Annotated in this window: 11 protein-coding genes and 1 tRNA gene; 1 reads left to right on the top strand and 11 read right to left on the bottom strand. The window is 62.5% G+C overall.

What is annotated here, in order from left to right; genetic code table 11:
* Positions 1 to 129: 129 nt before the first annotated feature.
* The 3 genes from lysM to RGAI101_RS07380 all read right to left on the bottom strand — a co-directional run bounded on the left by lysM (position 130) and on the right by RGAI101_RS07380 (position 2,618).
* Positions 130 to 561 carry a peptidoglycan-binding protein LysM gene (lysM, locus tag RGAI101_RS07370; protein ID WP_037227660.1) on the bottom strand — a complete coding sequence of 144 codons (432 nt, stop codon included), beginning with the start codon at positions 559 to 561 and terminating at the stop codon, positions 130 to 132.
* A gap of 72 nt (positions 562 to 633) precedes the next feature.
* Entirely contained in the window at positions 634 to 2,430 is a 1,797-nt protein-coding gene (locus RGAI101_RS07375; protein WP_008227632.1) for an ABC transporter transmembrane domain-containing protein, read from the bottom strand.
* A 113-nt stretch (positions 2,431 to 2,543) separates the two neighbouring features.
* Positions 2,544 to 2,618: transfer RNA gene (locus tag RGAI101_RS07380), tRNA-Gly, on the bottom strand.
* Between the two features lie 155 nt (positions 2,619 to 2,773).
* Between RGAI101_RS07380 and RGAI101_RS07385 the strand changes: the two genes are divergently transcribed.
* Positions 2,774 to 4,288, top strand: coding sequence for a malonate--CoA ligase (locus RGAI101_RS07385; RefSeq protein ID WP_008226797.1), 1,515 nt, complete (start codon positions 2,774 to 2,776; stop codon positions 4,286 to 4,288).
* Here the strand turns inward: RGAI101_RS07385 and RGAI101_RS07390 are convergent.
* The 8 genes from RGAI101_RS07390 to pcaQ form a co-directional block, all read right to left on the bottom strand.
* Positions 4,285 to 5,013 (bottom strand): maleate cis-trans isomerase family protein, encoded by a 729-nt coding sequence (locus RGAI101_RS07390; protein ID WP_008225894.1) that lies wholly within the window; start codon positions 5,011 to 5,013, stop codon positions 4,285 to 4,287. The genes RGAI101_RS07385 and RGAI101_RS07390 overlap by 4 nt on opposite strands.
* The gene (locus RGAI101_RS07395; RefSeq protein ID WP_008227091.1) at positions 5,010 to 6,155 is read right to left on the bottom strand and encodes a M24 family metallopeptidase; all 1,146 of its coding nucleotides are present in this window, start codon (positions 6,153 to 6,155) and stop codon (positions 5,010 to 5,012) included. The genes RGAI101_RS07390 and RGAI101_RS07395 overlap by 4 nt, the downstream gene beginning before the upstream one ends.
* A complete protein-coding gene (locus RGAI101_RS07400) occupies positions 6,155 to 7,195 on the bottom strand; it encodes a pyridoxal-phosphate dependent enzyme (protein WP_008229416.1) in 1,041 nt (346 codons plus the stop codon). Before RGAI101_RS07400 ends, RGAI101_RS07395 begins: the two co-directional genes overlap by 1 nt.
* A gap of 51 nt (positions 7,196 to 7,246) precedes the next feature.
* Positions 7,247 to 7,819, bottom strand: a complete 573-nt coding sequence (locus tag RGAI101_RS07405) for a hypothetical protein (RefSeq protein WP_008226214.1) — start codon at positions 7,817 to 7,819, stop codon at positions 7,247 to 7,249.
* Complete coding sequence (locus RGAI101_RS07410) at positions 7,816 to 10,056, bottom strand: xanthine dehydrogenase family protein molybdopterin-binding subunit (protein ID WP_008229358.1); 2,241 nt, start codon at positions 10,054 to 10,056, stop codon at positions 7,816 to 7,818. Before RGAI101_RS07410 ends, RGAI101_RS07405 begins: the two co-directional genes overlap by 4 nt.
* Position 10,057: 1 nt before the next feature.
* Positions 10,058 to 10,516 carry a (2Fe-2S)-binding protein gene (locus tag RGAI101_RS07415; RefSeq protein ID WP_008227918.1) on the bottom strand — a complete coding sequence of 153 codons (459 nt, stop codon included), beginning with the start codon at positions 10,514 to 10,516 and terminating at the stop codon, positions 10,058 to 10,060.
* 178 nt (positions 10,517 to 10,694) lie between these two features.
* Positions 10,695 to 11,807, bottom strand: coding sequence for an S-(hydroxymethyl)glutathione dehydrogenase/class III alcohol dehydrogenase (locus RGAI101_RS07420; RefSeq protein ID WP_037229215.1), 1,113 nt, complete (start codon positions 11,805 to 11,807; stop codon positions 10,695 to 10,697).
* A 151-nt stretch (positions 11,808 to 11,958) separates the two neighbouring features.
* Positions 11,959 to 12,864: a pca operon transcription factor PcaQ gene (pcaQ, locus tag RGAI101_RS07425; protein WP_008226534.1), complete on the bottom strand. Its 906-nt coding sequence runs from the start codon at positions 12,862 to 12,864 to the stop codon at positions 11,959 to 11,961.
* Between the last annotated feature and the right edge of the window lie 9 nt (positions 12,865 to 12,873).

A 12,873-nucleotide genomic window follows, 5' to 3' on the forward strand; every position in this document is an offset into this window, starting at 1 on the left:
CGTTTGAGGGGCGTTGAACGTTGCGTCAGGCATCAATTGCGCGGGTCTGACCGCAAAAAAGCGGCAGATACGCTCTGCCGCTTTTTTCAGAATTGATGATACCGCCCGAAACGTCGGCGGGCAGGCAGATTACTTTGCCGGGATGCGCAGCATCTGGCCCGGATAGATCTTGTCGGGATCGGTCAACATGGGTTTGTTCGCTTCAAAGATTTCCGTGTAGCGTGCGCCGTTGCCAAGGGTCTTCTCTGCGATCGCCCAAAGCGTGTCGCCCTTTTCAACGGTGTGGAATGTGCCGTCGCCGTCACCGCCTTCGATGTCTTCTTCAACGGCGGCCACACCTTCGACGTTGCCCACGGCAAGGATGACCTTTTCCTTCATTTCCTGGCTCACGGCCTTGCCGGAAACAGTTACCTTGTCGCCGGCGACCTGAATATCAAGACCCTCGGACTCAAGGCCCAGGTTTTTCAATTCGTCCTGCAGGGCAGCGCCTTGCACTTCTTTTTCATCATCGCCGCCAAAAATCTTTTTGCCGGCGTCTTTTACGAAGCTCCACAAACCCATGATATTTTTCCTCTGGATACAATTACTCGTGATCATTCCCAGATAGCCCATGCCGGGCACTTAACAAGTGTCTTATTCGGCAGCGATCCCGTCGGTAAATTGCAGGCGGGCCAAACGGGCATAAAGCCCGCCCTTGCCGACCAGTTCGTCATGGGTGCCGGTGTCAATGATCCGACCCGCTTCAAGGACCACGATGCGGTCGGCCTTCTTCACGGTCGCCAAACGGTGCGCAACGATCAACGTCGTGCGATCCGCGCTCAGCTTGTCCACTGCGGCCTGCACCGCGCCTTCGCTTTCGGCATCCAGCGCGCTGGTCGCTTCGTCCAGCAGCAGCACGGGGGCGTCACGCAATATCGCGCGGGCAATGGCGATCCGCTGCTTTTGCCCGCCCGACAGCATCACGCCACGTTCGCCCAGATAGCTGTCATAGCCGTCAGGCAAAGCGCTGATGAAACCATGCGCGGCCGCAGCCTCGGCGGCGGCCTCGATCTCGGCATCTGTGGCCTCAGGGCGGCCAAAGCGGATGTTCTCGCGGGCGGAGGTTGCAAAGATTACCGGGTCTTGGGGCACCAGCGCTACGGACCGGCGGAATTGCGCGCGCGCCATGTCGCGCAGGTCGATCCCGTCAAGGGTGATGCGCCCCGACTGCGGGTCATAAAAGCGCAGGATCATCTGGATGATCGTGGTCTTGCCCGCCCCCGATGGCCCGACAAAGGCAACAGTTTCACCGGGGTTGATGGTCAGGCTGATGCCGTCCAATGCCTGTACCCCGGGACGCGCGGGATAGGAAAACGCCACATTCTCAAAGGTGATACGGCCCGCGACCGGGCTTGGCAGGACCGCAGGTTGCAGCGGATCTTGCACAGTATCCTCAGTTTGCAGCAGTTCCACCAGACGTTCGGTCGCCCCCGCCGCGCGCTGCAATTCGCCCCATATCTCGGACAGCGCGGCAACACCGCCCGCCACCATCACCGCGTAGATCACAAACTGCACCAGCGCACCGGCCGTCATGTCGCCCGCGCGCACATCGCGCGCGCCCATCCACAGCACGCCGACGACGCCCGCAAAAACCAGAAAGATCACGATTACCGTCATCAGTGCGCGGGTCTGGATCCGCCTGCGCGCCGCGTCATAGGATTCTTCTGTCATCTGCGCGAATTGACCCCGGCTGGCCGCCTCGTTGGTAAAGGCCTGCACCGTCTGCACGGCCCCCAGGCTTTCCGACGCATTGCCCGAACTGGCCGCGATCCAATCCTGGTTCTGACGGCTGATCACCCGCAACTTGCGCCCCAACACGAGGATCGGGATCACCACCGCAGGCACGATCAACAGCACCATCCCCGTCAGCTTGGCAGACGTGAACAGCATCAACACCAGCCCGCCGCTGAAGATCAACATATTGCGCAAGGCAATCGACACCGACGACCCGATCACGGACAGGATCAGCGTGGTATCCGTGGTGATCCGGCTCAGGACCTCGCCTGTCATGATGTTTTCATAGAACGCGGGGCTCATGCTGATCACACGGTCAAACACCGCCTTGCGGATGTCGGCCACAACACGTTCGCCAAAGCGCGTCACCAAAGCATAGCGCAGCCCCGTCCCCACGGCGAGAAACCCGGCAATGACCAGTGCCGCGATGAAATACTGATCCAGCAGTTCTTCGCCGCTGCCGAAATTGTCGATCACCCGTCGCACGGCAAGGGGCAGCATCAGCGAAATCACCGCCGTCACCACCAGCGCAAGAATCGCTGCAAACATCAACGGGCGGTAGGGCGCGATGAATGGCACCAACGCGCGCAACGCCCCCAGTTCGCGTGATTTTTCGCGTTCTTCTTTCGACGGGGCGGGCGTTGGGGTGCGTGCCATGAGACTTCCTTTGAAAACTAGGGTTTCATGACCCGCGCGTCGCATGGGGTCAAGACCTGCGGGTCCGACTGCACTGCGCAAACTGCATCATCGTGCTGAAAAATATGGGAAGTTGGAGCGGGCGGAGGGAATCGAACCCTCATCTTCAGTTTGGAAAACTGAGGTCTTAACCATTACACAACGCCCGCGTAACGGGTTGTGACCTATGGCAAAGCAGACCTATCGTCAAGAGCAATGAAGGTGTGAATTCCGCTCAAATGTCTGAGCCGTGACCGTAGTGCTTTACCTGTGGGCGAGTTTGCCGCAAGTTTTTCCCCACAAGCCTGCACAAGGGACATTCCGGATGGCCAATCTGCTTTATGACGCTCTGTTCGGCCGCCATATCGGTCAGAAGACACCGTTTTTGCACATGCCCGACGGACACGTCATTTCCCACGATGATTTCATCAGGTCAGCAGCGCGCTATGCCAATACCCTGGTCGGGCTAGGATCGGAAGCGGGCGACAGGATCGCCGTGCACATCAATAAATCCCCTGACGCGCTGGCGCTTTATGCCGCATGCGTACAGGCTGGCCTCGTCTTTTTGCCACTAAACCCGGCCTATACGGCTGCCGAAATGGAATATTTTGTCGTGAATTCAGGCGCGCGCCTGCTGGTGTGCGATCCGGCCGATCACGATGCGATGGAAAAGGTCGCCAGACGCGCGACCGTCCGGCTTGAGACGATGGACGCCACCGGCCGTGGCAGCCTGCGCGATCTTGCGCAGCTTCAGTCCGGCGATTTCACGACGGTCGACCGGGGGCCTGATGATCTGGCGGCGCTTCTATACACCTCCGGCACCACAGGGCGGTCCAAGGGCGCGATGCTGAGCCACCAGAACCTGCTGAGCAACGCCCAGACCCTTGGCGATGTCTGGCGGTTCACCAAGGCAGATGTTCTGCTGCACGCGCTCCCCATCTTTCACACGCACGGATTGTTCGTGGCGACCAACATCATGCTGCTGGCGGGGGGCGCGATGATCTTCATGCCCCGGTTCGACGTCGACCAACTGATCCGGCTGATGCCGCGGGCGACCGCATTGATGGGCGTGCCGACCTTCTACACGCGGCTGCTGGCCTCGGATGATTTCACCGCCGGGCTGACCGCACATATGCGATTGTTCATTTCCGGGTCTGCCCCGCTGCTGGCCGAAACGCACACCCAATTCGAAGAACGCACCGGCCACCGTATTCTTGAACGCTACGGCATGACCGAAACCAATATGACCACCTCGAACCCCTATGACGGGCCGCGGCGCGCCGGAACGGTGGGCACGCCGCTGCCGGATGTCGAGCTGAAGATCTGCGATCCGGACACAGGGACCACCCTGCCGGACGGCGACACCGGCATGATCGAAGTGCGCGGCCCCGGCGTATTTCAAGGCTATTGGCACATGCCTGAAAAAACCGCTGCGGAACTGCGCTCCGACGGGTTTTTCATCACCGGCGACCTCGGGCTGATCGACGATCAAGGCTATGTGCACATCGTGGGGCGCGACAAGGACCTTATCATCTCGGGGGGGTACAACATCTACCCCAAGGAGATCGAACTGGTGCTGGACACACAACCCGGCGTTCTTGAAAGCGCTGTCATCGGCGTCCCCCACCCCGATCTGGGAGAAGCCCCCTTGGGCGTGCTGGTGCCTGACGGGTCGGTCGATCTGGATCTGGACGCAATCGCCGGAACCATCGGCCAGCACCTTGCGCGCTTCAAATGCCCGCGTTTGCTGGTGCTGGCGCAGGACCTGCCGCGCAACGCCATGGGCAAGGTGCAAAAGAACCTGCTGCGCGCGCAATATGCATCAGCTTTTGCGCCTTAAACTTTGCCCAGCCGTCCGGGTATCTTTGCGCGGATGCCCGATTGTCGCGCCATATCCCATGCCAAAACCTGATTGCTGGACAGACACGGCATCCCTGTCCGCGCCTCGATCAGGTCGATCACGCCAAGAGTGCGCAGATTGGTGCAGCTCAGAAAGATCGCCTCGGTCCCGCCCTGCCCGGCCAGATCAACCGCTGCCGCGATGATGGACTCCGGCGCGATGCGCACGACCTTGCTTTCCTCGGCCTCGTCAAAGCTGCCGAAGGCGGGCGTCGTGATCCCTTGCCCCGCAAGGGCGGTGCGCAATGTCGCCGACACCTCGGCCACATAGGGCGACAGCAGGGCCAGCCGCGTGACGCCCAACGCTCCGCACGCCGCGATCAATGCGGCAAGCGGGTTGGTGACATGGTCCGTCGTTACGCCGTCGTGAATGAAACCGGCAACCCTGTCCGACCCGATCTCGGCCGAGCCGGAGGTGCAGCCATAGCCGACGCTGGCAAAGCGCGCGGCCTTTGGCAGCAGCGCCGCCGACGCCGTCAGATGCGCGGCCATGGCCCCCAGGGTTTCAGGTGTCACATCATCCCCGCTTGGTACCCTGCTGATATAAAGCGCCGTCTCAAGCGGCAGCATCGCGCGCATGTCCCCCTCAAGGGTTTCATCCGCTTGCAGCACAATCAGGCCAAGGGCGGGATCCAGATCAGGGACGGTGGCATAGGGATAGGTCATGACAGCTGCGTCAGGGTGCGGTCGGCGCGCGGGCTTAGAAAACGGCAGCCGGTTTCGGTGATCGCGATGTCTTCCTCATGCACCATGATGCGGTCCGTCCCCGTATCCATCCCCGGCTCAAGGGTGATCACCATGCCGGGCACCAGCACCGTGTGGTCGCTGACGATCAGCGACAGCCCCTCGGTCAGTTGCATGCCCAAACCATGCCCCAGCCGCCCCGCATCGGACCCGCCAGCGCCGCCTGTTACGATCTTATCCATCGCGTGAAACAATTCTGCGGCGGTGGTGCCGGGGCGGGCAATATCGGCGGCGGCGTCAACCGCGTCGATCAGATGGGCGTGGGTATCGCGGGCAAGCTGCGACGCAGGGCCGACTGCAAAATTCCGATCGTAATCGCAGAAATAGCCGTCAAATACCGCCCCCGTATCCAGCATCAGGACATCGCCCTGCATCAACAACCGGTCACTGGCAGGCGATATCACATCGCCGTAGCCATCCGGCCCTGCCCCGCCCGCAAGATAGGGGACCCAATCTGCACCCTCGGCCAGCAGCAGGCCCTGAAAATCGCGAAAGACGGCCGACAGCGCACGCCCCTGCCGCGCAATCTGCGGCACACGGGCAAAGGCGCGACCAGCGATGGCGCAGGCGGTTTCGATCTTGGCGATCTCGGCGTGAGATTTCACGGCCCGCAACTGCGCGGTGATACCGCCATCGCTGACCACCACGCCGTTTAGCGCCGCCGTGATCCGAGCCCAATCGCCCTGGGGCACGCGCAAAAATGTCTCGGGACCCGAGGGCAGGCCGATGCGCCCGCTGCCTGCGACCTCGTTCAGGGTGTCGGTCAGCAGGCTGACCCCGTCGTCCAGCGGCACTGGCGCGCGCCAGGTTCGAATATCGCTGACCCATGTCTGCGCCATCAACGCCGCCCCGATCGACGGGATCACTGCGACCGGCAGGCCTGCAACGGGCAGCACCAGATACCAGGGCCGCGAGGGGCTTTCCCAGAACCGCGTCAGGAAACCGGTGAAATAGCGTATTTCCGCCTCGGTCGTCAGCAGCAGCGCCGACAGGTCATGGGCCGCCATCAAGGCCTGAGCCTTGGTCAGCCGCGCCTCGTACTCTGCCCGCGCAAATCCGCGCATCAGATGGCGGGTCCTTCACTGAGCACCGTCAGGATGATCGAATGGGCGCTGATGCCCAGATCGGCCTTTTGCGCAACCGACAGCGCCAGAAGCCCGGCGATCCCCGCCGCCCCCGAGGGGGTGGAGGCAAGGCCAGCCACCATCGCCGTACCGGCACCTGCCTGCCCTTCTTCTTCGGTGATCAAGGCGAATGCATCGGCATCGCGCGCCAGCCCTTTCAGGGCAATCAGCGACGGCATCTTGCAATCCAGCCGCCCCATATCACTGACCGGTCCGGTGCTGAGGGTCGGCGCACCGGCCTTGATCGACCCGTGCAGGGCTGGCGCGGCATCCGGTTCGACTACGATAATGCACGGACCATCGCCCCACGCCTGCCGTGCCAACGCGGCGCAGGCGGCGGCCAGCCCCCCGACACCCGCCTGAAGAAAAATATGCGTGGGCGGCGCAGGCATCTGGGCAATCGCCTCGGCCATCAGGACCAGATAGCCTTCCATCAGGCGGTGCGGCCGGTCGGTGTAGCCGGGCCATGACCCGTCCGACAGCAAAGCCCAGCCATTGGCCTCGGCGGCATTTTCGGCGGCCATCAGGCTGTCTTCGTAGGTTGCCCCTTCGCGCACCACCTGCGCGCCCTGGTCAGCCAGTCGCGTGGCAAAGCTTTGCGGGACGGTTTCGGCAATGTAGACGACGGATTTCGCACCAAAGGCCTGCGCACCCGCTGCCACCGACATGCCGTGGTTACCGGCGCTTGCCGTCACATAGGTGCGTCCGCGATGATCGCCGCGTTCCTTGTCGCAGGCGATAACATAGGCAGCGCCCAATGCCTTGAAACTGCCCAGCCCCATGCGCCCGCGTTCATCCTTGACCCAGACTTGGGCGACGCCTGCTTCGACGGCGATGGCTTCGGCATCGGACAAGGGTGTTTGTGCGGCGACGGGACAGCGCGCGACCAGCGTTTGCGCGGCCTTTGCGTCGACTGACGGCATGGGTATATCGTCAAGACCGGTGACGTCTGCCGGGCGGGTGTTGTGTAAAATTTCCATGCGCCATCGAACGGTGCAACCGTCGCCGGGTCAAGGATTCGTACACCCCTGTCAGGGATCGTCCGCGCAAGGCGTGCCTGCCGCTGCCCATATATCAAGCGCCGCGATCATGTCATCCAGCGTGCCCGGCGGGGCGCTGCGCCCTGCCCCCGGTGCAAATCCCCACGCCACGAAGGCAGAGGTTTCCAGATGGGTGGCCAAGCCATCCATCGCAAAGCCGTCATTGGTGTCGGGGTTGCGCAACTGTGCACAGACCTCTTCGCTGCTTTTGCCCAGCCACGCCAGTTCCGGTGGCGGCAGCCGCCATGCATCGTCGATCATGGGCGGCGCATGCGGGGTCGCGTTGTCGGAGATTTTCGAGATATGACAGGTCCGGCAGGGCATGGTTTCCGCCCCGACCCGGCTTTCGCCGGCGTGCACATACATGCCATGGGCCGCGTCTGCGCCATAGCCCAGTTCGTTCCACATCGGAACGCCGTCATCGCCCACGTGGCAATTTGTGCAGCGCGGATGCGAGGCGACGGCAAAGATATCCTCCCAGGCGGCAAGGCCGACAGCGCGGCTGGCCTGATCCTGTGCCACAGCGGGGGTGGCCAACAGCAGGCCGATCAGCAGCGTTCTCATACGAAATCAATCTGTTTTGACAGTGGCAATTCACGGATACGCTGACCCGTCGCGGCAAAGATCGCATTGGCCAGCGCGGGGGCTGCAGGCGGCACGCCGGGTTCGCCGATGCCCTTGATCCTGTCGCCGTTCTCAAGGCCCCGCACGATGATCTCCGGCGTCTGGTACAGGCGCATTCCCTCGTAGACGTGAAAGTTTTCCTGCTGGGCCGCGCCGTTCTGATAGGTGATTTCGCAATTCATGGCATGACCAAGGCCAAAGATCACGGCCCCTTGAAGCTGCGCCTCAAAGTTCACGGGGTCCAGCACGCGGCCCACATCGGCGGCGACGAAAACCTTGTCGATGCGAATGCCTGCATCGGTGCTGGTGACCTCGACCACCTCGGCCACAGGCACACCGAAGGCCAGCGTAAAGGCCAGACCGCGCCCCCGGTTCGGGCCAGGGTCACTGCCCCAGTCCGACATCTCGCCCACGGCCTCGAGCACCTTGCGGGACGGATCGTGCCAGCACAGACGCAGCCGTTCCGCCAGCGGATCGGCCCCCGCAGCATGGCACAGTTCATCCACAAAGCTTTCGTGCAGGAACCCGTTGCCCGACGCGCCCACCGACCGCCATGAACTGATCGGCACCATCGCGGGCGTGCGGTAGCCGGTGACCCGGTAATTGGGGATGTTAAACGGCTGATCCCACGCCCCTGCGACGATCGCCACATCAGGACCAATCGCAGGCTGGCCCAGCCGCGCGAGCGAGGATTCAGCGACGGACGGGGCCGCAATCGACAGATCGAACGCGTCCACTTTGCCATCCCTCGTGCTGCCCTTGGCACGTGCCATGGCAAGGGGACGGGGGAAATCATGGGTAAAGTCTTCTTCGCGCTGCCAGACCATCTTGATCGGGGTGTCGGGCAGTTGCATGGCGATCTCGACAGCTTGGTGGATGTAATCATCCTCGAGCCGGCGGCCGAAGCTGCCCCCGGACATCAGCACATGGACGTGGATATTATCGGCGTCCAGACCTGTCAGCTTGGCCATGTTGGCCTGCACGAAACGCGGGATCTGCGTGCCGGTCCAGATGTCGAGCCTCGCATCCGTCAGCCTGACAACCACGCTCATCGGTTCAAGCGGGGCGTGGGCCAGATAGGGGATGCGGTATTCGGCCCTGATGATCTCTGCACCCTCAAGGGCCGCGGCGACATCGCCTTCGTCCTTGAAGCGGCTGTCTTGCATATCATCCTCAAAAGACGCGGCAACGGCGGCAAACTGATCCGCGCTATTGCCGATGTAGGGCGACGGGCCCCAGTCACATTCCACGGCCTGCGCGGCCTGAAATGCCCGCCAGGTATTGTCGGCCACGACGGCAATGCCGCCGGTGATTGGCAAAACGGCCTGCACCCCGCGCATGGTGCGGGCGGTTTCGGCGTCAAACCCGATCAAACCACCACCAATCGCGGGATTGGTGCGGGTGGTGGCGATCACCATACCCTCCATCTGCATGTCGATGCCGTATTTCTGGGTACCGGTGGATTTCGCGACCATATCGGTCCGCTTGAAGGGCTTGCCAAGGTAGCGCCATTCGGCCGGGTCGCGCAGGGTGACGTCCTGAACCGGCTCGATCTCGGCGGCGGCGGCGGCAAGGTCGATGTACTCGAGCTTCAGGCCATCGGGCAGGACGATGCAGCCGTTTTCCGTGCTCAGCTGATCGCGCGGCAGGCCGGTCTGGTTCATTGCCGCCTTGATCAGCGTTTCGCGGGCGACGGCCCCCGCCATGCGCAGACGGTCATACATGTCCGGCACCGTGGTCGACCCGCCGGTGATGTGCAGGCCCATCAGCTTGCCCATGACATCTGCGGCACCGCGCCCGGTGCGCGCCAGCAAGCTGTCCGATGTGGCGGCGATCGGCATCGCTTCGGCACCGACAACGCCGTTGTAATAGATTGCGCTGGCAGGCCCCGGTGACAGTGTCGCGGTTGCGGGATCAATATCAAGCTCTTCTGCGATCAGATAGGCCTGCATCGACCACGCCCCCTGCCCCACGTCGGCGCGCGGCGTGATCAGGGTAACGCCATTTGCGTCGATGATGACATAGGGGGTGATTGCCGCCTGCCCCGGCTCAAGGTCAGCCAACAGCGGGTTGGTGCCCTCGCGCTTGTACAGGTAGGTGCCAAAGGCCACGCCGCCTGCAATGGCCGCCGACCCGATCAAAAAGCTGCGTCGAGCGATGGTTTTAACGCGTCCCATGTCAGACCCCCTTCAGCTTGGTCGCGGCGGATTTCACCGCAGCGCGGATGCGCGGATAGGACCCGCACCGGCACAGGTTACCGCTCATCGCGGCATCGATCTGATCATCGGTCGGGGTGGGGTTCAGGTCCAGAAAGGACGCGGCCTGCATGATCTGGCCTGCCTGACAGTAGCCGCATTGCGCCACCTGCAAGTCGATCCATGCCTCTTGGACAGCATGCAGGACCGCCGGTGTGCCAAGCCCTTCGATGGTCGTGATGTCCCCCGAGACGTCACCAGCGGCCAGTTGGCAGGACCGCACCGCTATGCCATCCACATGCACCGTACAGGCCCCGCATTGGGCAATGCCGCAGCCGTATTTCGGGCCCGTGATGCCAAGTTCATCGCGCAGGACCCATAAAAGCGGCATGTCCTCTTCGACATCGACCACATGAGATGTGCCGTTTACGGTCAGTTTCATGGGAACCCTCTCGCTGCTCTAAACTTAGAGTAGCATAATTCAGGGCGGGGTAAACGCAATGCGGGCCTACGGGGCGATGCCCTTGCGGCAGGCCGTATGGCTGCAGACGACCTGCCCCAACTAAAAACGCTGCCCTTGCGGGGCAGCGTTCAGTTTTTTTCGACAGTCTGGCGTCGGATCAGAATTCGACGACGGCCCGGATCGATTTGCCCTGATGCATCAGCTCGAAGCCATGGTTGATCTCGTCCAGGGTCAGTTTATGGGTGATCATCGGGTCAATCTCGATCTTGCCGTTCATGTACCAATCCACGATCTTCGGCACGTCCGTGCGCCCCTTGGCCCCGCCAAAGGCGGTGCCGCGCCAGACGCGACCGGTTACCAGCTGGAACGGACGGGTCGAGATTTCGGCACCCGCAGGGGCCACGCCGATGATGATCGATTCACCCCAGCCCTTATGCGCGGCTTCAAGCGCCTGACGCATGACCTTGGTGTTGCCGGTGGCATCAAAGGTGTAATCCGCGCCGCCTTTGGTCAACTCGACCAGGTGGGCGACAAGATCGCCTTCGACGTTGGACGGGTTCACGAAATCGGTCATGCCGAAATAGCGGCCGGTTTCTTCCTTGTCGTCATTAAGGTCGACACCGACGATCTGGTCCGCCCCGGCAAGGCGCAGGCCCTGGATCACGTTCAGACCGATGCCGCCCAGGCCGAACACAACGCAGCGTGCACCGATTTCGACCTTGGCCGTGTTGATCACAGCGCCGATGCCCGTGGTGACACCGCACCCGATGTAGCAGATTTTGTCAAACGGCGCGTCCTTGCGGACCTTGGCCAGTGCGATTTCGGGGATGACGGTATGGTTGGCAAAGGTCGAGCAGCCCATGTAATGATGGATCGGCGTGCCATCCAGCATCGAAAAGCGCGTCGTGCCATCGGGCAGCAGCCCCTGGCCCTGTGTCACGCGGATCGCCTGGCACAGGTTGGTCTTGCCAGACAGGCAATATTCGCATTCGCGGCATTCGGGCGTGTAAAGCGGGATGACGTGGTCGCCGACTTCAAGCGTGGTCACACCTTCGCCGACCTCGAGCACGACGCCCGCACCTTCGTGACCGAGGATGGCGGGAAAGATACCTTCGGGATCGTCGCCCGAGCGGGTGAATTCATCGGTGTGGCAAAGGCCGGTGGCCTTGATCTCGATCAGGACTTCGCCTTTGCGGGGGCCTTCGAGGTTGACCTCCATGATTTCGAGCGGTTTGCCTGCGGCAACGGCGACAGCGGCGCGGGTTTTCATCATTGGGGTCATCCTTTTCCTGTTGGTTGCAAAAGGCCGAAATTGAGCCTTCTTGTCAAGTATCGGGCGTGGACGGGGGCGCTGCCCCCGGGCCCGGCAAGCGGCCCCTCCCCCGGGATTTATTTCCATTTGGAATGCAGAAGGGTGGTGATCACCGGGAGATGGCGCTGTGGAGGGCGGTGATCATTGCCGTTATTTCAGGACTGTCGGACAGGCCCGCGCGTTGGCTGATGCCAACGGGTCCGGCCATCATCGGCGCGTTCAGTGACAAGGCACGCAACGACCCCGTGCCGAGTTCTTCAGCGACGACGCCACGCGAGATGAACCAGATCGCATCGGTCTGGTCCAGGATCTGGCGGCCAAAAGCGAGCGAGACGGTTTCAAAGGCGGGCGCGATGTCATCAATGCCGATGCTGCGGAGGTAGGAGCGTACCAGCGGACCGATCACAGCCCCCGGTGGCGGCAGGACCAACGGGAATTGTATCAATGCGTCGGGGCCAAAGCGGTCTTTGAGCGGGTGATCGGCGCGGACAACGGCCACCACGTCTTCGGTATAGAGTTGGCGAAAACTCAGCCCCTCCATCCGGTCGGGTTCGGCCATCCGGCCCACAACCAGATCAAGACTGCCTTCGCGAAGTTGCGACAACAGCAGCCAGTTCGGGCCGGTTGTGACACGGATCAGGCAATGGGGATGCGTGGCCCGAAAGCGGATGGTCGCAGCCGGTACCAGCCGCGTCGCCGCCGTGGGCAGCGCCCCGATGGTCAGCCGCGTCCGGGCCTGCGTCTTTGACTTCGCCTGCATTTGCGCCCGCAGCAAGGTAGTCATGGCCGCACCTGCCAGTTTCTGGAACCGCTGCCCCGCGCTGTTCAGCCGCAGGCGGCGCGCGGTACGGTCGAACAGGGGCTGGCCCAAGATGTCTTCGAGGTCGCGCAGGGTTTTCGAGACGGCGGGCTGGGTCACCCCCAGTTGACTTGCCGCCGCGACAATAGACCCCGCCTGGGCGATTTCCAGAAAGGTCGAGATGTGGCGCAGACGCAGGCGGGGGTCGATATTCATAACCATACG

The sequence above is a fragment of the Roseobacter sp. GAI101 genome, assembly GCF_000156335.1.
Lineage (GTDB): Bacteria > Pseudomonadota > Alphaproteobacteria > Rhodobacterales > Rhodobacteraceae > Sulfitobacter.